Annotated in this window: 21 protein-coding genes; 6 read left to right on the forward strand and 15 right to left on the reverse strand. The window is 55.7% G+C overall.

The genetic code is table 11. The features are described 5' to 3' along the window. The 4 genes from zitB to AAH450_RS09800 form a co-directional block, all read right to left on the reverse strand. The gene (gene zitB, locus AAH450_RS09785; protein ID WP_342910039.1) at nucleotides 1-936 is read right to left on the reverse strand and encodes a CDF family zinc transporter ZitB; all 936 of its coding nucleotides are present in this window, start codon (nucleotides 934-936) and stop codon (nucleotides 1-3) included. Next, nucleotides 917-4,036 carry an ATP-binding protein gene (locus tag AAH450_RS09790; RefSeq protein ID WP_342910040.1) on the reverse strand — a complete coding sequence of 1,040 codons (3,120 nt, stop codon included), beginning with the start codon at nucleotides 4,034-4,036 and terminating at the stop codon, nucleotides 917-919. The genes zitB and AAH450_RS09790 overlap by 20 nt, the downstream gene beginning before the upstream one ends. Continuing rightward, nucleotides 4,033-4,620 (reverse strand): response regulator transcription factor, encoded by a 588-nt coding sequence (locus AAH450_RS09795; RefSeq protein WP_342910041.1) that lies wholly within the window; start codon nucleotides 4,618-4,620, stop codon nucleotides 4,033-4,035. Before AAH450_RS09795 ends, AAH450_RS09790 begins: the two co-directional genes overlap by 4 nt. Before the next feature lie 110 nt (nucleotides 4,621-4,730). Next, nucleotides 4,731-5,075, reverse strand: a complete 345-nt coding sequence (locus AAH450_RS09800; RefSeq protein ID WP_342910042.1) for a protein YbgS — start codon at nucleotides 5,073-5,075, stop codon at nucleotides 4,731-4,733. A gap of 292 nt (nucleotides 5,076-5,367) precedes the next feature. Between AAH450_RS09800 and aroG the strand changes: the two genes are divergently transcribed. Beyond that, a complete protein-coding gene (aroG, locus tag AAH450_RS09805) occupies nucleotides 5,368-6,420 on the forward strand; it encodes a 3-deoxy-7-phosphoheptulonate synthase AroG (protein WP_342910043.1) in 1,053 nt (350 codons plus the stop codon). Nucleotides 6,421-6,497: 77 nt separating this feature from the next. Here aroG and gpmA read toward each other — a convergent pair whose 3' ends face one another. From gpmA to modE, 6 genes are all read right to left on the reverse strand, one after another. Then, nucleotides 6,498-7,250 carry a 2,3-diphosphoglycerate-dependent phosphoglycerate mutase gene (gene gpmA / locus AAH450_RS09810; RefSeq protein WP_318792241.1) on the reverse strand — a complete coding sequence of 251 codons (753 nt, stop codon included), beginning with the start codon at nucleotides 7,248-7,250 and terminating at the stop codon, nucleotides 6,498-6,500. A 157-nt stretch (nucleotides 7,251-7,407) separates the two neighbouring features. Next, nucleotides 7,408-8,445 carry a galactose-1-epimerase gene (gene galM / locus AAH450_RS09815; RefSeq protein WP_342910044.1) on the reverse strand — a complete coding sequence of 346 codons (1,038 nt, stop codon included), beginning with the start codon at nucleotides 8,443-8,445 and terminating at the stop codon, nucleotides 7,408-7,410. Next, a complete protein-coding gene (galK, locus tag AAH450_RS09820; protein ID WP_342910045.1) occupies nucleotides 8,439-9,587 on the reverse strand; it encodes a galactokinase in 1,149 nt (382 codons plus the stop codon). The genes galM and galK overlap by 7 nt, the downstream gene beginning before the upstream one ends. 2 nt (nucleotides 9,588-9,589) lie before the next feature. Next, on the reverse strand, nucleotides 9,590-10,636 hold the full coding sequence (gene galT / locus AAH450_RS09825; protein ID WP_342910046.1) for a galactose-1-phosphate uridylyltransferase: 1,047 nt from the start codon (nucleotides 10,634-10,636) through the stop codon (nucleotides 9,590-9,592). 318 nt (nucleotides 10,637-10,954) lie between these two features. Then, nucleotides 10,955-12,436: a molybdate ABC transporter ATP-binding protein ModF gene (gene modF, locus AAH450_RS09830; protein ID WP_342910047.1), complete on the reverse strand. Its 1,482-nt coding sequence runs from the start codon at nucleotides 12,434-12,436 to the stop codon at nucleotides 10,955-10,957. A 76-nt stretch (nucleotides 12,437-12,512) separates the two neighbouring features. Beyond that, nucleotides 12,513-13,292: a molybdenum-dependent transcriptional regulator gene (modE, locus tag AAH450_RS09835; protein WP_342910380.1), complete on the reverse strand. Its 780-nt coding sequence runs from the start codon at nucleotides 13,290-13,292 to the stop codon at nucleotides 12,513-12,515. A gap of 153 nt (nucleotides 13,293-13,445) precedes the next feature. On the opposite strand from modE, the gene AAH450_RS09840 reads away from it, so the two are divergent. The 4 genes from AAH450_RS09840 (at nucleotide 13,446) to modC (ending at nucleotide 16,281) form a co-directional block, all read left to right on the forward strand. Beyond that, complete coding sequence (locus AAH450_RS09840) at nucleotides 13,446-13,601, forward strand: AcrZ family multidrug efflux pump-associated protein (RefSeq protein WP_318792246.1); 156 nt, start codon at nucleotides 13,446-13,448, stop codon at nucleotides 13,599-13,601. Between the two features lie 144 nt (nucleotides 13,602-13,745). Further along, nucleotides 13,746-14,516 carry a molybdate ABC transporter substrate-binding protein gene (gene modA, locus AAH450_RS09845; RefSeq protein ID WP_342910048.1) on the forward strand — a complete coding sequence of 257 codons (771 nt, stop codon included), beginning with the start codon at nucleotides 13,746-13,748 and terminating at the stop codon, nucleotides 14,514-14,516. After that, nucleotides 14,513-15,202 (forward strand): molybdate ABC transporter permease subunit, encoded by a 690-nt coding sequence (modB, locus tag AAH450_RS09850; protein ID WP_342910049.1) that lies wholly within the window; start codon nucleotides 14,513-14,515, stop codon nucleotides 15,200-15,202. The genes modA and modB overlap by 4 nt, the downstream gene beginning before the upstream one ends. Further along, the gene (gene modC, locus AAH450_RS09855; RefSeq protein ID WP_342910050.1) at nucleotides 15,202-16,281 is read left to right on the forward strand and encodes a molybdenum ABC transporter ATP-binding protein ModC; all 1,080 of its coding nucleotides are present in this window, start codon (nucleotides 15,202-15,204) and stop codon (nucleotides 16,279-16,281) included. Before modB ends, modC begins: the two co-directional genes overlap by 1 nt. Nucleotides 16,282-16,326: 45 nt before the next feature. Here modC and AAH450_RS09860 read toward each other — a convergent pair whose 3' ends face one another. Beyond that, nucleotides 16,327-17,145, reverse strand: coding sequence for a pyridoxal phosphatase (locus AAH450_RS09860; RefSeq protein ID WP_342910051.1), 819 nt, complete (start codon nucleotides 17,143-17,145; stop codon nucleotides 16,327-16,329). Between the two features lie 150 nt (nucleotides 17,146-17,295). Between AAH450_RS09860 and pgl the strand changes: the two genes are divergently transcribed. Then, nucleotides 17,296-18,291, forward strand: coding sequence for a 6-phosphogluconolactonase (gene pgl, locus AAH450_RS09865; protein ID WP_342910052.1), 996 nt, complete (start codon nucleotides 17,296-17,298; stop codon nucleotides 18,289-18,291). A gap of 125 nt (nucleotides 18,292-18,416) precedes the next feature. Here the strand turns inward: pgl and AAH450_RS09870 are convergent, their stop codons facing one another. From AAH450_RS09870 to bioA, 4 genes are all read right to left on the reverse strand, one after another. Further along, entirely contained in the window at nucleotides 18,417-18,893 is a 477-nt protein-coding gene (locus tag AAH450_RS09870; protein ID WP_342910053.1) for a kinase inhibitor, read from the reverse strand. Between the two features lie 14 nt (nucleotides 18,894-18,907). Continuing rightward, nucleotides 18,908-19,588, reverse strand: a complete 681-nt coding sequence (locus AAH450_RS09875) for a type 1 glutamine amidotransferase domain-containing protein (RefSeq protein ID WP_318792253.1) — start codon at nucleotides 19,586-19,588, stop codon at nucleotides 18,908-18,910. 13 nt (nucleotides 19,589-19,601) lie between these two features. Then, nucleotides 19,602-20,645: an NADP-dependent oxidoreductase gene (locus tag AAH450_RS09880; RefSeq protein ID WP_342910054.1), complete on the reverse strand. Its 1,044-nt coding sequence runs from the start codon at nucleotides 20,643-20,645 to the stop codon at nucleotides 19,602-19,604. Between the two features lie 146 nt (nucleotides 20,646-20,791). Then, nucleotides 20,792-22,084, reverse strand: a complete 1,293-nt coding sequence (gene bioA, locus AAH450_RS09885; RefSeq protein ID WP_342910055.1) for an adenosylmethionine--8-amino-7-oxononanoate transaminase — start codon at nucleotides 22,082-22,084, stop codon at nucleotides 20,792-20,794. Nucleotides 22,085-22,108: the final 24 nt, after the last annotated feature.

Raw genomic sequence — 22,108 nt, forward strand, 5'->3', positions numbered from 1 at the left:
TTAATGATGATGGTGGGCATGTGTATGATCGTGCCCGCCGCTTCCCCAGCTCAACTCGCAGTCGCCATCTGCACATCCCTGATATTCCATCTGCACCGTGGCATGCTCTATCTGATAATGCTCATGTAGCCAGTGATGAATTTTGTGCAGCAGCGCATCATGATCGTAAGGCGGAATAACGTGGACATGCAGCGTCATCACCGGTTTTTCCCCAACCTGCCATAAGTGAAGATGATGCACGTTGCGAATTTCCGGGATACCCCGCGTTAACGCCCGCTTCAGCTTATCCACATCCAGCGACGCTGGCGCGCCCTCCAGCAGTTCATGAAAACTCTCTTTCATCAGCGCCCAGGCGCTGCGCAACACCAATACAGAGACCAGAATCGATAAGATGGGGTCAACAGGCGTCCAGCCGGTGTACATGATGATCAGCGCGGCGACAATCGCTCCGACCGAGCCAAGCAAATCCCCTAAAACATGCAGTGCTGCTGCCCGAACGTTAAGGTTCTTCTCTTCACTCCCGCGATGCAACAGCCAGAATGAGAGCAGATTAGCCAGTAAACCCGCGACAGCGATGCCCAGCATAAAACCGCCAGCAATGGGTTGAGGATGCATAAAGCGGATGACGGCTTCCCAGACAATCAGCACGGTGATGACCACCAGAGCTATTGCATTAATAAACGCCGCCAGCGTGGTCAGCCGCAGCAGGCCGAAGGTATGGCGGGCATTGGGCTTACGTTGGGCAAACTGAACCGCCAGCAGCGCCATTAACAGGGCGGCGGCATCGGTTAGCATATGTCCGGCATCCGCCAGCAGGGCCAGAGAGCCGGAAATCAGGCCGCCTGCAACTTCTGCCACCATAAACAGCGCGGTGACGATGAAAGCGGCCAGCAAGCGGGAACGGTTTCCTGTTCCTTCAGAGTGGGTGTGCGCCATAAGTTTCCAGTTCAGTGAGTAGACTTTCCGTTAATAATATCAATAAATTCAGATCGGTTGCAGACGCTTCCCCTGCGCGACATTGTTCAATAATGCGCTGGCACAGTTTTTCGCCGTCGCCATAGCCTAGCATCTGCCAGCTGCCTTTCAGGCGATGAGCCGCTTTTTCAGCGTTATCCCAGGCGTGCTCAGCCACCGCCGACTTCAGCCTGTCGCTATCTTCACGCAGGGTGCGCTGAAGCGTTTGACGAATTTTACCGAAAAAGAGCTCGTCCTCGCCGGCCAGCGACCAGAGCCGTTCCTCCAGACCCGCCATTGACTGAGCAGCCAGGATCGGCTCAATTTCACGTAGCGTGACGGGTTTCAGCAGCACTTTATCGCTTACCGCCAGGATGGCAGGGCGGGAGAGGAGGTCAGCATCGGCAGAACAGATAACAATGCGGCTTCGCTGCGACCGCAGGCGTTCGCGACGACGCAAGATCTTTGCCACCGTCAGGCCATCCGGGTGCGGCATGCTGAAATCGATAAAGAGCAGGTCATAGTGTTCTTTCGCCGCCAGCAGCGCCCGGCCATCCGGAAAGCATTCGGCTGCAATACCGAACCAGGCAAGCTGCTGTTGCATCACCAGCAGGTTAGTAGGATGGTCATCCACAATGGCTACCCGGAGCGGGCTGACAGGCCGGCTGAAGGTAGAGTCAGGCAGCGGTTCGGCGGGAACCCGATCTTCCGTAAGCGTTTGCAGAGGAAGGATGACCGTCAGCGTCGTACCGCGCCCCGGCGCAGAGTCCAGCCGGATCTCTCCCGCCATACGGGACACAATCTCTTTACAGATTGAAAGCCCTAAACCGCTGCCCTGTACAGAGAGCTGACGACCGGAAGGGGTCTGATACCAGGGTTCGAACAGTTTAGCCTGCTCCGCCGCCGGAATGCCGCTGCCGGTGTCAATCACTCTCAGGCAGAGATGCTGATTCGCCTCATCTGCCGCCAGCGTGACGCGTATCTCGCCCTGGCGGGTAAATTTGATGGCGTTACCGATCAGGTTATAGGCAATCTGCTGCAACCGCTGCTCATCAATCAGGATCCATGCCGGTAACGGGGGAACGGCTTCGACGCGGAAAACCGGGCCGTCAGGCCGCATCAGAGGATGATAAAAATCCGCAAGACGGTTCAGCCATTTGGCCGGATCCAGCGGCTGCGGCACCAGCGTAAAGCTGTTGCTTTCCAGCTTGGCGTGATCCTGAAGATCGTTCAGCAGCGTCATCAGGGCGGAGGCGCTGCTGTGGATCACGGTCAGGTTTTTCGCCGCGGGCTGGCGTGAGACCTCCACTTCCAGCAACCCAAGAATTGCCTGCATCGGAGTGCGCAGCTCATGACTTACCGTAGCCAGAAACTGGCTTTTCATCTGGTTAGCCCGCTCGGCCTCTTCGCGCTCCAGCTCCAGCTGCCGTCGTTGTCTCCGCTCCCGGCGCTGCTCCAGATAACGACGCAGCAGCAGGATTAACAGAAAAAGAATGGCAAACAGCGCGGCTATCAGTACAAACAAAGAAACAGGCCGCATCTGACCCTCGCCGCTCTCTGCCAGCACCGTGCTGTTACTGCTCCAGTTTTCCCGCATACGCTGCTGCGTGTCAGCAGGAATTTGTTGCAGGCTGCTGTTGAGCAGGGTTCTTAACAGCGGAAAGTCAGGGCTGACGCCAAGAGTGATGGGCCATGCGGTATCGCTGGCGGCAAAAGCAAGACGCAGCGCATTACTGTAGCGGGACTGGATCAACCAGCGGGCAGAGATAACGTTATCTACCAGCGCGTCGATTTGCCCGTTTGCTAACGCATCGTAGAGCGTTTTGCTCTCTTCAAAGGTGACAATTTTGACATCTGAAGGGATCAGCTGCCGGGCAATATCGCCACGCCGGATACCGACTCTCAGTCCTTTAAGCTGCTGCCAGCCGGTCACGGGCGGTGACATCTGACCCACATAAACGCCCCAGAGCGCGCGCCAGACCGGTAACGTATTGGTACGCATGGCATCGTCACTGGTTAGCGGCAGCGTGAGTTGGATCATCGCCCGGCCCTGATCAACCAGCGCCTGAGCCTGTTCTGCATTGCTTACCCACCAGGGCTGGAAGCGCAGCCCGGTGTTCTGCCCGATAATATTCAGCAACTCTATGCTGTAACCGCTGGGCTGGCCGCCGGGGCCACGAAAGCTCCAGGGATAATCATCGCTGATGGCGGCATAGGTAACCACCGGATGCTGCTCTGTCCAGCTGCGCTCCATTGGGGATAAGTGGGCAGTATTGGTGTCCTGATAGCGGGGAAGCTGGCTGCTCCAGCGCCCCTGAATACCGTTAACAACCTCCATTGGCAGCTGCCGGAAAGCGGTGTCGATACGGTCAGTGAGCAGCTGGCTGGTGGTGACGGCCTGCAAACGCAGCTCACCCGGATTGAGGGGGGAAGCAAGCTGGTAAATCTGGCCCTGCTGTAGCTGGCTCAGCAAAAAACCGGCGCTGGTTTCATCAGCGACCACATAGTCGCTTTGATTATTCAGCAGGGCATAAAGGGCCTGCAAATCATTGTCCACCACTTTCCAGTGGTGCTTTTTGGCAAAGTCAGGAGAAATAAGCTTTAGCGTGGCGCGGCTGACGGTAATCTGCGCATCAGCCGAGTTAAACATTACCGGGCGAAGGTTATCGCGGCTGCGGTAAATGCGCAGCGGGCTGGTAAACCAGGGCTGTGTTGCGCTTAGTCCGGCGGGGAGCGTTTGCTGCGGGACGCCGAAGATGATATCTAACTTCCCCGTCTGTAAAGCCTGCAACAAGGCCTGCCAGTCGGCATAACTTTCAACCTGAAATTTCATGCCGGTAGTCTGCGTCAGCGCCACCAGATAATCGGCGTTAATACCATAGAGATCCTGGCCCACCACCATATTCCAGGGGGTACTGTTGTCCCGCAGGATCCCCACGCGCAGGGTCTTCTCCTGCCAGCGTATGGGCTGCTCCAGCGGCATCATCTCCTGAGGCAGGGTGACGCTGCTGACAGGCCTTAATGCCGCCTCCGTCGTCAGGCACAACAGCAAAAGCAGCAGGCCGGAGATCCAGCGCTTCACTGCTGAGATTTCCAGAATCCAACCAGCTCCACCACTGAGCTGGCCCCGGTTTTATCCATGATGTTCTTTTTATGGGTGCTGACCGTTTTATTACTGATATTAAGCTGCCCGGCAATTTGCAGGTTAGAGAGGCCTTTTGCCAGCAGTCCAAGAATTTGCTGCTCTTTACTGGTCAACACGCTGGTTGTGACATTATCGGGGCTGCCCGGGAAAGCCTGCTGGCCGCCCAGTACCGCCAGAATAGCGGAGAGAAGCTGCGGCACAGGCTGACGTTTGGCAACGTAGCCGGTTGCGCCTGCGGCTTCAGCCAGACGTTGATAAAGGCGTTCTTCCTGAGCGGAATAAACGATCACGGGCAGCTGGGGAAAATGGCGGCGGATATATTTCAACAGCTGAAGGCCATCGCCGTCAGGCAGACCAATATCCAGCACGACCACATCCACTTTCTGCGCCGAAAGCTTCTCTCTGGCACTGTTTTCATCTTCTACCGCTATCAGATGAAAAGGAACAGGGGCATGCCTCAGAGCCGCTTCAAGTGCAACCTGCACCAGCGGATGATCGTCTATCAGCAGTAGCGTAAACATGGAGTTATCCGCGAAAAAACAGGGTGTTCAAGAATAGCGTAATGACAGGGGGAAGCAACAGGCACAAAAAAGGAGAGCCTGTGCTCTCCTCTTATTTACCAGATGGCAGATTACTGCGAAGTGCCATCGGTTTTGGTATCAGCACCTGGACCTACTTTTTTGTTGATGTCCGGGCATTTACCATCTTTACACTGAGTATTCTGGTCAATCTCATTGGCCGTCATATTTTTCTGATGATCCATCTTCTGCTGGGTACCGGAAGTGGCATCACCCGTGTTATTGATTTGACTGTTATCGACTTTATTCGGGGCAAGGTTCTCTTTGGCGCTACCTGCTGCTGCACCAGCATCTGCTGCCTGGTTAGCGGTACCGTTGTTGCCGCCAGCAGCCATTGCTGCGCCACTGCCCAAAGTCATTGCTGCTGTCAGAAATACGATTGCAAACTTATTCATCATTATGCTCCGTTAAATTTTGAATAGGGTTTAAACAAACCTCTGTGAAATGCAGTTTGAATAAAATATCAAAAAAGCTGAAATAAAATCCGCACAGGCTCACCCTGTTCAAAGTTGGTGATCTTTATGCGTTTTTTTTAAATGTTCACGCTATTAAGTGTAGTTCAGGATAGTAAAACAGCAAATCCGATCGCCGATAAGTTCTATAAAGTCGATTTACAGTGGGGTGCACACGCGATAAATTGGGCCTGATGCGCCCGATGTGCATAACGGCCTTTAAAACAGTGGAAAGATTATGAATTATCAGAATGATGACTTAAGAATCAAAGAGATAAAAGAACTGCTCCCCCCGGTTGCTCTGCTTGAAAAGTTTCCTGCCACGGAGATGGCGGCAAAGACCGTTTCCGATGCCCGTCAGGCCATTCATAATATTCTTAAAAAAACCGACGATCGCTTATTAGTGGTGATTGGCCCATGCTCTATTCACGATACGGTAGCGGCAAAGGAATATGCAGCGCGCCTGCTTAAGCTGCGTGAAGAGCTGAGCGATTCACTGGAAGTGGTGATGCGAGTCTATTTTGAAAAACCGCGAACCACCGTCGGCTGGAAAGGATTGATTAACGATCCCTACATGGATGGCAGCTATCAGATCAATGACGGTTTGCGTATTGCCCGTAAACTGCTGGTTGATATCAACGACACTGGCCTGCCTGCGGCGGGTGAGTTCCTGGATATGATCACGCCGCAGTATATGGCTGACCTGATGAGCTGGGGGGCTATTGGTGCAAGAACCACAGAATCTCAGGTTCACCGCGAACTCTCTTCCGGCCTCTCCTGTCCGGTTGGCTTTAAAAACGGTACAGATGGCACCATCAAAGTTGCTATCGATGCTATTAACGCCGCCAGCGCGCCACACTGCTTCCTCTCTGTGACCAAGTATGGTCATTCCGCTATCGTAGAGACCAGCGGTAACGGTGACTGCCATATTATTCTTCGTGGTGGTAAAGAGCCAAACTACAATGCGCATCACGTCAATGCCGTTAAAACCGGTCTTGAGAAGGCGGGCCTGGCACCGCAGGTGATGATTGACTTCAGCCATGCCAACAGCAGCAAGCAGTTTCAGAAGCAGCTGGTGGTAGCGGATGATGTAGCTCAGCAGATTGCGGATGGCGAAAAAGCGATTATCGGCGTGATGATCGAAAGCCATCTGGTGGAAGGTAATCAGAATCTGGAAAGCGGCGAGCCGCTGGTGTATGGCCAGAGCGTAACCGACGCCTGCATCGGCTGGAATGATACGGAAACCGTGCTTCGCCAGCTGGCACAGGCAGTGAAAACCCGCCGCGGATAGCCGCCCCGCCAATAAAAAAATCCGCCAGCTGGCGGATTTTTTTTGCTCAGAAACTTCTCTTCACTGGAAGGGGAGTTTTACTTCGCTTTACCCTGGTTTGCCACGGCCGCCGCTTTCGCAGCGATTTCGTCAGCATCACCCAGATAGTAATGTTTGATCGGTTTGAAGTTTTCGTCGAACTCATAAACCAGCGGCACGCCGGTTGGGATATTCAGCTCAAGGATCTCTTCTTCACTCATGTTGTCCAGGTATTTCACCAGCGCACGCAGGGAGTTACCGTGAGCTGCGATGATCACTTTCTCGCCGCTTTTCATGCGTGGCAGAATGGACTCGTTCCAGTAAGGCAGCACGCGGTCAATGGTCAGCGCCAGGCTTTCGGTGGTAGGCAGCTGCTCTGGAGTCAGTTTGGCGTAACGTGGGTCATGGCCAGGGAAGCGCTCATCGGCACGATCCAGCTCTGGCGGGGTGACGGCGAAGCCGCGACGCCACTGTTTAACCTGATCGTCGCCATATTTGTTGGCGGTTTCTGCTTTATCCAGACCCTGTAGCGCACCGTAGTGACGCTCGTTCAGACGCCAGGATTTTTCAACCGGCAGCCAGACCTGATCCACTTCATCCAGAATGTTCCACAGTGTATGAATGGCACGTTTCAGCACGGAGGTATAAGCGAAATCGAAGGTAAAGCCCTCTTTTTTCAGCAGCTGACCTGCGGCTTTCGCTTCGGTACGGCCTTTATCGGAAAGATCCACATCGTACCAACCGGTAAAGCGGTTTTCATTATTCCACTGGCTTTCGCCGTGACGTACCAGAACCAGCTTAGTTACAGCCATAGCTTAACTCCTTAATAATCTGACGTTTCTATGATAATGGTAAACCGGAAATTGCGCGTCACACCCTGGCGGCAATTTTACAGGCCATTACCATAACGGAAATCTGCGCACCGCGTAAGCCTGTGACGACGCTGATGCGCGTTTTTCATGCGCTGAGTCAAACCGCCGTCAGGCGGTAGCGCGTCACCGACTGATACGATTCACCCGGTTTCAGCCAGCAGTCTGGCTGCGGCCACTCCGGGTGATTCGGCGAGTCAGGCAAAAACTCGCTCTCCAGTGCGATACCCTGAAACGCAGTATAGACGCCCTGCTCACGAGCCGGGGTGCCTTGCAGATAATTGCCCGAGTAAAATTGCAGCGCAGGCGCGGAGGTAAACACGGTAAGCTGCAACTGACCATCCTCAGACCAGAGTTCAGCCGCAGGCTCAGTCTCCTCCTGAGTGTTGAGCAGGAAGGCGTGGTCATAACCTTTGACGGCGCGCTGGTCCTCATCCTGCAAGAACTCTTCTGCCACCGTTTTAGGCTGACGGAAGTCAAAGCTGGTGCCTGCTACCGCTTTAAGCGCAGCATTGGGGATCCCTTCACTGTCAACGGGCAGATAGCGATCTGCATGCAGCTGGAGTTTATGGCCGCGTGCATCGCCATGCTGCGCATCAAGGTTGAAGTAGGCATGATTGGTCAGATTGACCGGACAGGCCTGATCGGTAGTGGCGTGATACTGAATGGTGAGCGTGTTGTCATCTTCCAGCCGGTAGAGCAGGGTAACCAGCAGATTGCCCGGATAGCCCTGATCGCCATCTGGCGAGTCCAGCTGATACTCCACTTCCTGTTCTGCCTGACGCACAATCTGCCAGCGACGGTTGTGGAACCCTTGCGGGCCGCCGTGCAGCTGATGCGGCCCCTGATTGGCAGCCAGGGGCCAGGTTTTGCCTTCCCGGCTGAAGGTGGCGTTGGCGATACGGTTGGCATAGCGCCCCACGGTTGCGCCAAGATAGGCCGTCTGTTTCAGATAATCTGAAGGCGTGGCGCAGCCCAGCAGCGCTTCACGGACGCGGCCATCTTTCATTGGTACGCGCGCGGAGAGCCAGGTTGCGCCCCAGTCCATAAACGTCACCACCATGCCGCCTGCATTGCGCAGGGTGGTGATGTGCCACGGCTGACCGTCAGGCGCATGAGAAGTCTGTTCTGTCAGCACAGTCCGGCTCCTTCTGATGCTTTGCAGACATAGAAAGTCTCTTTGATGCCCGATTTGGCTTCATACTGCTCAACCACGGCTGCTTTGACTTCATCAACCAGATCCAGCGGCATCAGCGCCACCACGCAACCGCCGAAGCCGCCACCGGTCATGCGCACGCCGCCGCGATCACCCAGCGTCGCTTTAACGATATCCACCAGCGTATCGACAGGGGGAACGGTGATCTCAAAATCGTCACGCATTGAAGCGTGCGATTCGGCCATCAATACCGCCATGCGGGCCAGATCGCCTTTTGCCAGCACGTCGGCGGCTTCCAGCGTACGGGCATTCTCGGTCAGCACGTGGCGCACGCGTTTCGCCACTATCGGGTCAAGGCTCGCTTCCTGTGCCTGGAACTGCTCAAGCTTCACGTCCCGCAGAGAGGTTTGGCCAAAGAATTTAGCGCCAGCTTCACACTGTTCGCGACGGACGTTGTACTCGCTACCGACCAGACTACGACGGAAGTTGGTATTGATGATCACCACCGCAATCTCTTCTGGCATCGGCACCGGGCGCGTGCTCAGCGTGCGGCAGTCCAGCAGCATGGCGTGATCTTTTTTGCCAAGAGCGGAAATCAGCTGATCCATAATGCCGCAGTTACAGCCGACGAACTGGTTCTCTGCTTCCTGGCCGTTAACTGCAATCTCAGCGCCCTCTAACGGCAGCTGATAAAGCTGTTGGAATACGGTACCTACCGCCACTTCCAGCGAGGCAGAGGAGCTGAGGCCTGCGCCCTGCGGCACGTCACCGGCGATAACCATATCCACACCGCCAAAGTCCTTGTTACGCTTCAGCAGATGTTTAACCACGCCGCGCACATAATTGGCCCACATCTGATCTTTCAGCGGTTCAATGGGGTCGTCGAGCGAGAAAATATCCTGCTGATTTTCGTAATCTGCGGCAATAACGCGAACCTGCCGATCGTCACGCCTGGCACAGGCGATGACCGTCTGATAATCGATAGCGCAGGGAAGAACAAAACCGTCATTGTAATCGGTATGTTCACCAATCAGGTTGACGCGGCCAGGTGCCTGAACGGTGTGGTCGGCGGCGTAACCAAATGCGTCGCTGAAAATCTGGTGAGTCAGAGTCTTTAAAGTCATTGTTATGCTCCCGTCTCGCGGAAATGAATATCACTGACGGAACGCAGGCGTTCAGCTGCCTGTTCCGCGGTTAAGTCGCGCTGGGTTTCTGCCAGCATCTCATAGCCCACCATAAATTTTCGCACCGTGGCGGAACGCAACAGCGGTGGATAGAAGTGGGCGTGCAGCTGCCAGTGATCGTTGGCTTCACCATTAAACGGCGCGCCGTGCCAGCCCATGGAGTAGGGGAAGGAGCACTGGAACAGGTTGTCATAACGGCTGGTGAGTTTTTTCAGCGCCAGCGCCAGATCGCTACGCTGGGCATCACTTAAATCAACCAGACGCTTACTCTGCGCCTTCGGCAGCAGAAGCGTTTCGAACGGCCAGGCCGCCCACCAGGGCACCACGGCCAGCCAGTGTTCGGTTTCCACCACGGTACGACTGCCGTCGTTCAGCTCACGGGCAGTGTAATCCACCAGCATTGGCGAACCGTGCTGCTCAAAATAAGCGCGTTGCAGATCGTCTTCGCGTTTGGCTTCGTTGGGCAGAAAGCTGTTGGCCCAGACCTGGCCATGCGGATGCGGGTTAGAGCAGCCCATCGCCGCGCCTTTGTTCTCAAAAACCTGCACCCAGGGATAGTGCTGCCCCAAATCGGCGGTCTGCTCCTGCCAGGTGCGTACCACCTGCTCCAGATTGGAGAGCGTCAGCTCCGGCAGCGTTTTACTGTGATCGGGTGAGAAGCAGATTACCCGGCTGGTGCCGCGGGCGCTTTCACAGCGCATCAGAATATCTTCGCTTTCCGGCGCGTCTGGCGTGTCGGTCATCAGCGCGGCAAAGTCGTTGGTAAAGACGTAGGTATTGGTGTAGTCGGGATTTTTATCCCCGGTCACGCGGGTATTGCCAGGACAGAGGAAGCAGTCTGGATCGTGAGCAGGCAGAATTTCCTGGGAAGCGGTTTCCTGCGCGCCCTGCCACGGGCGTTTGGCGCGGTGAGGAGAGACCAAAATCCACTGATCGGACAGTGGGTTATAGCGGCGATGCGGGTGATCGACCGGATTAAATTTTTGCATGTTGAGTCCTGATAACCTTCTTTATGCGTCGATAGCCTTAAAGAAAAATAGCACAGCGCGGGAGAATAAAGCGTGATCAAGTCTGGATAAATGGAATCGTTTACACAAGTTGAATAATCCGAACTATCAGTAAAGACGGCAAAAAAATCCATGCCTGAATAACAGGAACGATATTTTAGTGGTAGCGGTTACATCAAAAAAGTCCGGCCAGACTGGGTTTAGCCCGCTTTATCTGCGGGCAGGGTAACAAGGGCGGGAAAAGGAATTTTCAGAAAAGGGCGTAATGGCGGCCAGCGCTGTTTGCTGGTCGCCCGCTTTTCAGTGCGCTTTTTCAGATAGCGCATCACTCTGGTAGCGATAGCTATCGCCGTCTGGGAGGAAGGTCAGACGATGCGTGATGCACTGCGGCGCATCTTCTGCATGATGCGAAACAAACAGCAGTTGCGTTTCGCCTTCCGCAATCAGCACATCAACAAAGCGACGCACCAGCTGGCGGTTGATTGGGTCCAGCCCCTGTAACGGCTCGTCAAGGATCAGCAGCGCCGGATGCTTCACCAGCGCACGGGCAATCAGCACCAGCCGCTGCTGGCCCCAGGAGAGGTCATGAAACGGCGACTCCGCCAGCTTTTCCATACCCAACAGATGCAGCCACTGCTTTGCCAGCGACCGCTGCCTGTCCGACACCGCCTGATAAATGCCGATTGAGTCGAAGTAGCCGGAGAGGATCACGTTGCGCACGCTGCTGCTGACGCGGTAATCCAGATGCAGGCTGCTGCTGACATAGCCTGTATGCTGTTTGATATCCCAGATGGTTTCACCGCTGCCGCGTCGGCGGCCAAACAGCGTTAAATCGTTGCTGTAACCCTGCGGATGATCGCCGGTCACCAGACTCAGCAGCGTGGATTTACCGGCACCGTTCGGTCCGACAATCTGCCAGTGCTGGCCCGGCTTCACTTCCCAGTTAAGGTGATTGAGGACAGGCTTATCATTGTAGGAGACCACCCCATCGCGCAGCACAATAAGAGGAGTATCCGCAGCCAGCTTCGGCTTGAGTGAGGCATCGTCAGGCTCCGGCAGCGTCATGCCGGTAAGCTGTTCGCTGTGCGCCAGCTGTGCCACCAGCGCCTCTGCAAGGATTGCTTCGCGCGGCCCAACGTGCGTCAGCGTGCATTCAGCCAGCACGCCAACGTTACCGATAAAGTCGGGGATATCATCAAACCGGTTCAGCACCAGCACGACGGTACAGTGCTGCTGATGAAGCTCAGCCAGCACCTGGGCAAGGTTCGCGCGTGAGGCAACATCCAGCCCATCAAAGGGTTCATCCAGCACCAGCAAATCTGGCCGGGCCATCAGCGTCTGGCAAAGCAGCGTTTTACGGGTTTCGCCGGTAGAGAGATATTTAAAGCGACGATCCAGCAGGTGGGTAATGCCAAACAGCGCCGCCAGCTGCTGGCAACGTTCAGGATCGGCCCTCTCTTCCTGAATGATGTCGGCGGTGGTGCGGCCGGTATCCTCTTCTCCGGGACTGAGCAGGTCGGTATTGTTGCGTTCCCACTCCTGCGCAACCAGCTGTTGCAGCTGTTCCAGCGAAAGACGAACCGGGCGAACGAAGCTGCTGGTCAGCTCGCCTTTGGCGTTTTTCAGTTCGCCTGCCAGTACGCGAGCAAGAGAGGATTTACCGCTACCGTTCGCGCCGACAAAAGCCCAGCTTTCGCCAGCCTGAAGCGTTAAGGCATCAAGGGTCAGGGTTCGGGTATCGCTAAGGTGAAACGTGCCTTGCGAAATATGCAACGTTGACATTTTTCATTCCATTTTTTGCACTGTAACCGAAACTATTAAACCCTGACGCCCTGGTTGTCAAATCACAGGATAAGATTCAGAGCAGCGTGGCGATAATGACTTTATCGGCGTTGAAATGTGCTGTCACCGCCATGCCGGGCTGAAGCTGTTGTTCACTGACCCGCTCATTGGCCAGGGTGGCACAAAGCGTTTCGCCGCCGGGAAGGGCGATCAGCACTTCACTCTGCGCCTCGCCTTTTTCGATGTGGCTGACGGTGCCGCCAAGCTGATTCTCCGCCTGTGAAGAGTGGCAGGTGACATCAATCCACGGCGCTTTGATTAGCACCAGCACCTCTTTGCCGCTGGTCAGCGCCAGTCGGTTAGCGCTGGTTTCCGTGACAGCAGCCTTAATCCTGGTGCTGCCATCGGCCAGCAAAACCTCAATATGCTGCACTACAGCCTGTTCGTCGCGTTCGCTAACGGTGCCAAAGAGCTGATTACGCGCGCTGGTTTGCAGGGAAAAGCGGGCAATCGCCCCCAGCAAACTCCCCAGCGGGACATCATCCTGAAGCACATCAAAGGCTTTTTGCTGAATTTGTTCCAGCAGAGCAAACAGCTGGATCAGACGCTCGCCATAGGATGTCACCTGAGCACCGCCGCCGCCTTTGCCGCCGGTTGCCCGTTCGACCAGGGTACGGTCCGCCAGAGTGTTCATTTCGTTAATCGCATCCCAGGCGCTTTTATAGCTGATACCGGCCAGTTTGGCCCCCTGGCTGATAGAGCCAGTCTGCTGCACCTGCTTAAGCAGTTCGATACGTCTTGGGTCTGCAAACAGGCGCTGTTGCAGTTTCAGGATCAGGGAAAGTTCAGCCTGCATAGTGGCGCTCGCTCCGGCAAGAATAAGAAAGGGGGAAGTGTACACCTTTGTGCCTGCCGGGCGTAAAAACAGGTAAAACGCACAAAAAGGGCAGTGCACTTTTTTCCGCTGTAGATACAATGGTTTTTTTCCAATTCATCAATGGAGGCTCCTGTGGTGGAATTACTTATTGGTCTGGGTGAAGCTATCCTGATGGTTCCTGTGGTGATGGCAATTATCCTCGGCCTGATTTACGGTCTGGGTGAAGTGTTCAACGTGATCTCCAAAATTGGTCATTCGAAAGAGCAGCCAGCAAAAACCCGTCAGTAATCTCTTCTGATACGCCCGGCCTTAGCCGGGCGTACGTTTTTTTCCTCCCCGCTTAACTTTTTCCCGCCTGGTGCCGATAAACTTCATGACAGGGTAAGTAAAATCGTTATATTACAATTTACATAACGACCCTTGGAGAAGACCATGTCTGTACAATTACGTCATGTCATTGTGGCTGCTACGCTTTGCAGCCTGGCGGGGCAGGCGACGGCCGCAGAAAACATAACCGTGTTTGCTGCGGCCTCACTGACTAATGCCCTACAGGAAATTGCCGACCAGTATCAGCAAGGCAAAGAGGTGAAGATTGTCTCTTCCTTCGCTTCCTCCTCTACGCTGGCTCGTCAGATAGAGCAGGGCGCGCCAGCCGATCTGTTTATCTCTGCGGATCAGCAGTGGATGGATTACGCCGTACAGAAAAAAACTATCGACGAAGCCAGCCGTTTTACTCTGCTAGGCAACGAACTGGTGCTGGTAGCGCCAACGGAAAGCAAGCCGCAGCCGGTGGCAATCTCTGCAAGTACTGACTGGAAAAGCCTGCTGAAAGGGCAGCGTTTGTCGGTGGGCGATCCCGACCACGTTCCGGCCGGCATCTATGCCAGAGAAGCGTTACAGAAGCTGGGTGCCTGGGATAGCCTCTCCTCTCAGCTCGCGCCGGGAAACAGCGTACGCGTCGCTCTGGCGCTGGTAGAGCGTAACGAAGCGCCTTATGGCATCGTTTATGGCTCTGATGCCATTGCCAGTAAAAAAGTCACGGTGGTGGGCACCTTCCCGGAGAAGAGCCACAAGCCGGTTGAATACCCGATGGCGATGGTGAAAGATCATAATTCTGCCACCGTCACCGCCTTCTATAACTATCTGAAAGGGCCGGAAGCGGCGGCTATATTCAAACGATATGGATTTACGCCTGAATCATGATCCTCAGTGACCCAGAATGGCAGGCGGTAGCGTTGAGCCTGAAAGTTGCCTCGGTGGCGGTTCTCTTTAGTTTGCCCTTTGGGATACTGATGGCCTGGGTATTAGTCCGCTGCCGTTTTCCCGGCAAAACTTTGCTGGACAGTGTGATCCACCTGCCGCTGGTGCTGCCGCCGGTGGTGGTGGGCTATCTGTTGCTGACCAGTTTTGGCCGTCGCGGTTTTATTGGTGAATATCTGTATGAGTGGTTTGGTTTCACCTTCGCCTTTAGCTGGCGCGGGGCGGCGCTTGCCTCAGCGGTCATTGCTTTCCCGCTGATGGTCAGAGCGATACGGCTGGCGCTGGAGGGCGTCGACAGCAAGCTGGAACTGGCTGCCCGCACGCTGGGCGCGGGACGCTGGCGAGTCTTCTTTACCATCACGCTGCCGCTGACGCTGCCCGGCATTATTGCCGGAACCGTGCTCGCCTTCGCCCGCTCGCTGGGTGAATTTGGCGCAACCATTACCTTCGTCTCCAATATACCGGGTGAAACCCGGACGCTGCCCTCTGCAATGTACACTCTGATTGAAACGCCCGGTGCGGAAGGCGCAGCGGCGCGCCTCTGTGTGATTGCCATTCTACTGGCGCTCTGTTCACTGTTGATCTCTGAATGGCTGGCCCGCTGGGGCCGGAAACGGCTGGGGTTATAATGCTGGAACTTCATTTTACGCAGCAGCTTGGCGACCATACGCTGACCCTGAATGCACAGCTTCCCGCCAAAGGTATCACCGCAATTTTTGGCGTTTCCGGCGCGGGTAAGACCTCGCTGATTAATGCTATTGGCGGACTGACAACACCGCAGCAGGGGAGTATCAGGCTTAACGGTCGGGTGCTGAGCGATGCGGAAAACGGCGTTTATCTGCCGCCGGAAAAGCGCCGTGTCGGCTATGTTTTTCAGGATGCGCGGCTGTTTCCGCATTATCGCGTTCGCGGTAATCTTGAATATGGCATGGCAAAAAGCATGCGTTCCGAATTTGAGATGCTGGTGAAATTGCTGGGCATCGAAGCGCTGTTAACGCGTTTTCCCGCCTCGTTATCGGGCGGTGAAAAGCAGCGCGTGGCGATTGGGCGCGCATTGCTGACGGCACCTGAAATCCTGCTGATGGACGAGCCGCTCGCCTCGCTGGATCTGCCCCGGAAGCGTGAACTGCTGCCTTACCTGCAAAAGCTGGCAAAAACCGTTGATGTGCCCATTCTCTATGTCAGCCACAGCCTGGATGAAATTCTTCAGCTGGCGGACAACGTGCTGGTGCTGGACAACGGCAGCGTGAAAGCATTGGGCACGATTGAAAAAGTGTGGGCCAGCAGTGCCATGCGCCCCTGGCTGCCACGGGCAGATCAAAGCAGCGTAATGCGGGTTCAGGTACTTGAGCACCATCCGCACTATGCGATGACGGCGCTTTCGCTGGGGGATCAGCATATCTGGGTCAGCCGGGTAGATGCCCCGCCAAGAACGCCGCTGCGCCTGCGCATTCAGTCCGCTGATGTCTCGCTGGTTCTTCAGCCGCCGGTAAACAGCAGCATTCGCAACGTGGTACCTGCTCAGGTCGCGGAACTGCTGGAGATTGACGATCAGATAGAGGTGAAGCTGATGGTGGGGCAAAGCGAGCTGTGGGCGCGTATCACGCCCTGGGCGCGCGATGAACTGATGATTAAACCGGGCATGTGGCTCTATGCCCAGATCAAAAGCGTGTCGATTATTGCCTCGTCTTACAGCGGCACAAGATAGAGGCTTGATTACAGCTGCCCGTGCGCCGCGATACTGCCGCTCTGTTTACAGCACTTCGCGGTAGATAGTTTCCGCAATACCGGGCTCAAGGTTGGTGCCGATCACCCGGCCTGCACGGGCTTTGATTGCCTCATCGGCATTGCCCATCGCCACGCCAAGGCCTACCGTTTCCAGCATGCTGAGGTCGTTGTAGTTATCGCCAAAGGCCAGCACGTCGCTCATCTGATAACCTTCTGAGGCTACCCATTGCGCCAGGCGTTTGCCCTTGCTGTTACCCGCTTTGGCAATATCGACCTGGTCGTGCCATGACCATTCGCACGCCAGACCCATCTCTTGCTCAACGCGCTCGGCAAACTGCTGCAACGCACGCGTGTCAGGATGAGAGAGGGCAAACTTCCAGATCGACTCCGCATCTCTGGCGGCCTGGGCCAGGCTGTCGACTTTATTGAACACCGGACGCTGATGCTCTGGCAGAGACAAGCCCCAGTTAATGGTGCGCGTGACATGGCCGGTTTCGGTCTGGTAGAGCATGGCGTTATCAACATAGAGCAGACCGTGGATTGCCGCTTCCTCCAGCATTTCAACCACCCGCAGCGCCTGGTCTTTCGGCAGCGGATCGGACTGTATGACCTTTTTTGCTTGATAATCATACAAGTAGGTGCCGTTACAGCAGATTGCAGGTGTATCTAACGCCAGCGCCTGATAAAAAGGATGGATAGCGACATGATGACGACCGGTGACGATGGCCACCTTGATGCCCGCCTGCTGAGCTTTCTTCAGCGCTTCCAGCGACTCAGGAAGAATGGTTTTTTGCGGCGTTAACAGGGTGCCGTCCAGGTCCAGGGCAATGATGCGATAACTCATAAACAGTTCCGGATGTGGCTAAACAAGAGCCAGTGAGTGTACACCCTGTGACGAGGTTAACAAAACCAGACGCCACAAAACTCCCCCCAGGAGAGGGAAAAACACGCTACGCTTTGCCACAGGCCAGCTTACCCAGTAAAAGGAGAATTCATGAAACAAGTCGTTTATACCGCCAGTCCGGAGAGCCAGCAGATCCACGCCTGGCAGTTAGCCGATGATGGCGCCCTGACCCTGTTGCAGGTGGTGGATGCGCCGGGCCAGGTGCAGCCGATGGTTGTCAGTCCCGACAAACGTTTTCTCTACGTGGGCGTACGTCCGGACTTCCGCGTAGTGGCTTATCAGATTGATGGCGAAGGTAAGCTCACCGAAGCTGGTCACGCTTCGCTGCCGGGCAGCCCGACGCACATCTCTACCGATCGTCAGGGCCGCTTTATCTTTGTCGGCTCTTATAACGATGCCTGCGTCAGCGTCAGCCCCATTGGTGCCGACGGTCTGCCGGGCGAGCCGCAGCAGGTCATTGCTGGCATGGATGGCTGCCACTCCGCCAATATCGACCTCATCAACCAGACGCTGTTTGTTCCGGCCCTGAAGCAGGACCGCATCTGCCTGTTTGATTTGCAGGAAAACGGCCAACTGGCACCGCACAAACAGGCGCAGGTCACTACCGTGGCCGGTGCAGGCCCGCGTCATATGGTGTTCCACCCTAATCAGCAATATGCCTACTGCATTAACGAGCTGGACAGCACCGTGGACGTGTGGAATTTAAATAATGCGCATGGCGAAGTTGAACGGGTTCAGAGCCTGGATATGATGCCCTCTGACTTTAGTGAAACGCGCTGGGCAGCGGATATCCATCTGACGCCCGATGGCCGCTTCCTTTACAGCTGTGACCGCACCGCCAGTATTCTGACCGTGTTCAGCGTGAGTGAAGATGGTGCAATGCTGGCTGTGGAAGGTCATCAGCCTACCGAAACGCAGCCGCGCGGATTTAATATCGACAATACCGGCCGTTATGTTGTCGCGGCGGGGCAGAAATCGCATCACATTGAAGTGTACAAAATTGGTGAAGATCGCGGGTTACTGCAACCGCTGGCGCGTTACGCCGTAGGGCAGGGGCCTATGTGGGTGGTTATCACACAGCTGTAACCAGCCAGCAAAAGAAAAGGGGCGAAAATTCGCCCCTTAATTTATTCAACGTTCACTAAGCTTAGGTCGCAACAGCGGGAAATGCCTTGCTTCCCTGCGCGCCGTTACGCCCGTCAGCGTTTAAGTCAGCTGTAGATCGCCGTTATTGAGGCGCTGCCTAACTGATGGAAATGCACGTTAAAGCCAAGGTAAGCGCCGCTGGAATTCTCATCCACTTCCAGTGCGTCCACATCAATGGCATACACAGTGAAGATATAACGGTGGCTTTCGCCTTTCGGCGGTGCCGCGCCGCCGTAGCCGCTGCTGCCAAAGTCCGTACGCGTTTGTACCGCGCCGACAGGCAAATCAGCTACGCCGGAACCTGCTCCCAGCGGAAGTACGCGGGTTTCAGCCGGTAAATTAGCTACTCCCCAGTGCCACCAGCCCGAGCCGGTAGGCGCATCCGGATCGTAGCAGGTCACAACAAAGCTTTTCGTGCCCGGCGGCACATCATCCCACGCCAGATGCGGGGAGAGGTTATCACCCTGATAACCCATGCCGTTAAAAACATGGCGCTCCGGGAGTTTATCGCCATCGTTAAAATTCGGGCTAAACAGTTTCATTCCACCTCCTGGTGTTATCGGTGAAGCAGTTTCAACAGCTCTTCGGCTGCGGCGGCTGAGGATGCGGGATTCTGACCGGTGACCAGATGACCATCCGTCAGCGTATACACGCCCCAGTCACTGGTTTTTTCATAGTTGGCACCCAGCGATTTAAGGACATCCTCAACCAGAAAAGGTACCACATTCGTCAGGCCAACGGCTTCCTCTTCCGTGTTGCTGAAACCGGTGACACGCTTGCCTGCCACCAATGGCGTGCCGTCTGGCTTTTTCACGTGCCGAAGCACGCCCGGCGCATGACAAACTGCGCCAACCGGCTTGCCGTTGGCATAGAAGTTTTCAATCAGGTCGATGCTGACGCGCTCCACGGCCAGGTCCCACAGCGGCCCGTGTCCGCCGGGATAGAACACCGCATCGAAATGGGTACTGTCGATATTCTCAAGCTGCTGCGTATTGGCTAAGGCCTGCTGAGCCGCAATATCCTGACGGAAACGCGCTGTGTCAGACGTTTGCGCGTCCGGCTCTTCGCTTTTCGGGTCCAGCGGCGGATGGCCGCCAGCCGGAGAAGCGAGCACCACGTTGATGCCCGCATCGCGGAACACATAATAAGGGGCGGCAAACTCTTCCAGCCAGAACCCCGTTTTCTTACCGGTCTCGCCCAGACGATCGTGCGAGGTTAATACCATTAACAGTTTCATTTCCAGGGCTCCTTCAGGGTTTATCGCCCGCAACCCGAATCAGTACCTTGCCGAAGTTATTTCCCTCCAGCATGCCGATAAAGGTTTCCGGCGCATTATCCAGTCCGTCCACCACATCCTCCCGAAAGACGAAGCGCTCCTGCTCCACCCACTGGCTCATCTGGCTGAAGAACTCTTCAAAACGGTGACCATAATCCTGTGTGATAATAAAACCTTGCACACGCAGGCGTTTACGTAATATCGCACTCTGGAACTGCGGCAGCCTGTCTGGCCCGGTTGCGGCTTCCGTACTGTTGTAATCTGCAATCAGCCCGCAGACCGGAATGCGGCCTTTACTGTTCATCAGCGGCAGAACGGCGTTGAAAACTTTTCCGCCAACGCTTTCGAAATAGACGTCAATCCCGTCACGGCAATAGCGCTTAAGGGATTCGGCCAGATCGTCAGAACGGTGATCGAGACAGCGATCAAAGCCTAATACCTCTTCGGCATAGCGGCATTTCTCTTCACCCCCGGCTATCCCTACCACATAACAGCCTTTGAGTTTGGCAATCTGACCGACCATCGATCCTACGGCACCGGTAGCGGCGGCAACCACCACGGTTTCACCTGGCTGTGGATTACCGATATCCAGCAGGCCCATATAAGCGGTGAATCCGGTCATACCAAGCATGCCCAGCGCCCAGGAAGGGTGCTTTAACACCGGCCCGGTGAGTTTAAAGAGATCTTTGCCATCGGAAAGGGCAAAGTCCTGCCAGCCGCTCTGGCTGACCACCCAGTCGCCGGGAGCGTAATCCTCATTATTGGACTGCTCAACCACGGCCACCGTACCCGCGCCCATCACGTCATTCACGGCAATCGGTGGAACATAGGAGGGGGCATCGCTCATGCGTCCGCGCATATAAGGGTCCAGCGACAGCCAGACGGTGCGCAGTAAAACTTCGCCCTGCCCGGGTACGGGAACATGCTCTGATTCAAGACGAAAATTGGCTTCAGTTGGCGCACCATGCGGGCGCGAGGCCAGTACAATCCGGCGATTTGTCTGTTTATCTTGCGGCATAAATGATCTCCTTTACGGTTTAGCACCGTAAAAGCGTAGTGCATCAGGGCTCTCGCTGCTTTATAGCACTTCGCAGCATGGAGAAAATCAGGCTCTGCGAGGGAGATCCCCTCCGGCCAGAAGAGCGACCGGAAGGGTTGAAAAGGTTAAGCGTGCAGAAACAGTTCAGGGCGCTCCAGCGCTGCGGCAATGGCATCTGTGAGCTGCTTCAGCGCTGCCGGTTTAATGATATAAGGCGGCATCAGATAGATAAGTTTGCCGAAGGGGCGGATCCAGACGCCGCGCTCAACAAAGAAGGCCTGAAGGGCTGCCATATTCACTGGCCGGTGTGTTTCAATCACGCCAATGGTGCCGAGCACGCGTGCGTGCGCCACTTCCGGCATCGCCTGCAACGGCAGCAGGGCGGCCTTGAGCTGCGTCCCGATAGTGGAAACCTGCTGCTGCCACCGATTCTCCTGCAAGATTGCCAGGCTTTCGCTGGCAACGGCGCAGGCCAGCGGATTGCCCATAAACGTCGGGCCGTGCATAAAGCAGCCCGCCTCGCCATTGCTGATGGTATTGGCGACTTCGCGGGTGGTCAGCGTCGCTGAAAGCGTCATGGTACCGCCTGTCAGTGCTTTGCCAACGCAGAGGATATCGGGCGAAATACCCGCATGCTCACAGGCAAAGAGTTTGCCGGTGCGGCCAAAGCCCGTGGCGATTTCATCGGCTATCAGCAGCACATTGTGGCGATCGCATAATTCCCGGACGCGTTGCAGATAGCGCGGATGGTAAAACCGCATCCCGCCTGCGCCCTGCACAATCGGCTCCAGGATCACGGCTGCCAGTTCCCCTGCATGCAGGCGGATCAGCCGTTCAAAGTCATCCGTATCGCGATCCTGCCACTCATCATCAAAGCCACAGGCTGGCGCGACCGCAAACAGATGGGAAGGCAGATAGCCCTGATACAAGCTGTGCATGGAGTTTTGCGGATCGCAGACCGACATCGCCGCAAAGGTATCGCCATGATAACCGTTGCGCAGCGTGAGAAAGCGCTGACGGCGCTCGCCTCTCGCCTGCCAGTATTGCAGCGCCATTTTCAGCGAAACTTCAACCGCTACCGAACCGGAGTCGGCCAGGAAAACCGTCTCCAGCCCGGCAGGCGTCATCTCAACCAGTTGGCGGCACAGCGCCACGGCGGAAGGATGAGTGATGCCGCCAAACATCACGTGGGACATCTGCTCAATCTGCGCCCTCATCGCCTGGTTAAGACGAGGATGGTTGTAACCGTGGATCGCTGCCCACCAGGAGGACATGCCATCAATCAGCTTACGGCCATCGGTCAGATGCAGATCGGTCTGATGGGCCGCCACCACGGGATAGACCGGCAGCGGCTGGCTCATGGAGGTGTAAGGGTGCCAGATATGGTCACGGTCAAAAGCGAGATCGGCAGGGGTCATAAATAACTTGTAAACCAAATTAAA

Origin of the sequence: Erwinia magellanica, from assembly GCF_039023495.1 — a bacterium.
Classification (GTDB): Bacteria; Pseudomonadota; Gammaproteobacteria; order Enterobacterales; family Enterobacteriaceae; genus Erwinia.

What these genes read in the sequence shown, in the direction of transcription:
- zitB (WP_342910039.1), bottom strand. Translation starts at nt 936, where the DNA reads ATGGCGCACACCCACTCTGAAGGAACAGGAAACCGTTCCCGCTTGCTG.
- AAH450_RS09795 (WP_342910041.1), bottom strand. Translation starts at nt 4,620, where the DNA reads ATGTTTACGCTACTGCTGATAGACGATCATCCGCTGGTGCAGGTTGCA.
- AAH450_RS09800 (WP_342910042.1), bottom strand. Translation starts at nt 5,075, where the DNA reads ATGATGAATAAGTTTGCAATCGTATTTCTGACAGCAGCAATGACTTTG.
- aroG (WP_342910043.1), top strand. Translation starts at nt 5,368, where the DNA reads ATGAATTATCAGAATGATGACTTAAGAATCAAAGAGATAAAAGAACTG.
- gpmA (WP_318792241.1), bottom strand. Translation starts at nt 7,250, where the DNA reads ATGGCTGTAACTAAGCTGGTTCTGGTACGTCACGGCGAAAGCCAGTGG.
- galK (WP_342910045.1), bottom strand. Translation starts at nt 9,587, where the DNA reads ATGACTTTAAAGACTCTGACTCACCAGATTTTCAGCGACGCATTTGGT.
- galT (WP_342910046.1), bottom strand. Translation starts at nt 10,636, where the DNA reads ATGCAAAAATTTAATCCGGTCGATCACCCGCATCGCCGCTATAACCCA.
- modF (WP_342910047.1), bottom strand. Translation starts at nt 12,436, where the DNA reads ATGTCAACGTTGCATATTTCGCAAGGCACGTTTCACCTTAGCGATACC.
- modE (WP_342910380.1), bottom strand. Translation starts at nt 13,292, where the DNA reads ATGCAGGCTGAACTTTCCCTGATCCTGAAACTGCAACAGCGCCTGTTT.
- modA (WP_342910048.1), top strand. Translation starts at nt 13,746, where the DNA reads ATGTCTGTACAATTACGTCATGTCATTGTGGCTGCTACGCTTTGCAGC.
- modB (WP_342910049.1), top strand. Translation starts at nt 14,513, where the DNA reads ATGATCCTCAGTGACCCAGAATGGCAGGCGGTAGCGTTGAGCCTGAAA.
- modC (WP_342910050.1), top strand. Translation starts at nt 15,202, where the DNA reads ATGCTGGAACTTCATTTTACGCAGCAGCTTGGCGACCATACGCTGACC.
- AAH450_RS09860 (WP_342910051.1), bottom strand. Translation starts at nt 17,145, where the DNA reads ATGAGTTATCGCATCATTGCCCTGGACCTGGACGGCACCCTGTTAACG.
- pgl (WP_342910052.1), top strand. Translation starts at nt 17,296, where the DNA reads ATGAAACAAGTCGTTTATACCGCCAGTCCGGAGAGCCAGCAGATCCAC.
- AAH450_RS09870 (WP_342910053.1), bottom strand. Translation starts at nt 18,893, where the DNA reads ATGAAACTGTTTAGCCCGAATTTTAACGATGGCGATAAACTCCCGGAG.
- AAH450_RS09875 (WP_318792253.1), bottom strand. Translation starts at nt 19,588, where the DNA reads ATGAAACTGTTAATGGTATTAACCTCGCACGATCGTCTGGGCGAGACC.
- AAH450_RS09880 (WP_342910054.1), bottom strand. Translation starts at nt 20,645, where the DNA reads ATGCCGCAAGATAAACAGACAAATCGCCGGATTGTACTGGCCTCGCGC.
- bioA (WP_342910055.1), bottom strand. Translation starts at nt 22,084, where the DNA reads ATGACCCCTGCCGATCTCGCTTTTGACCGTGACCATATCTGGCACCCT.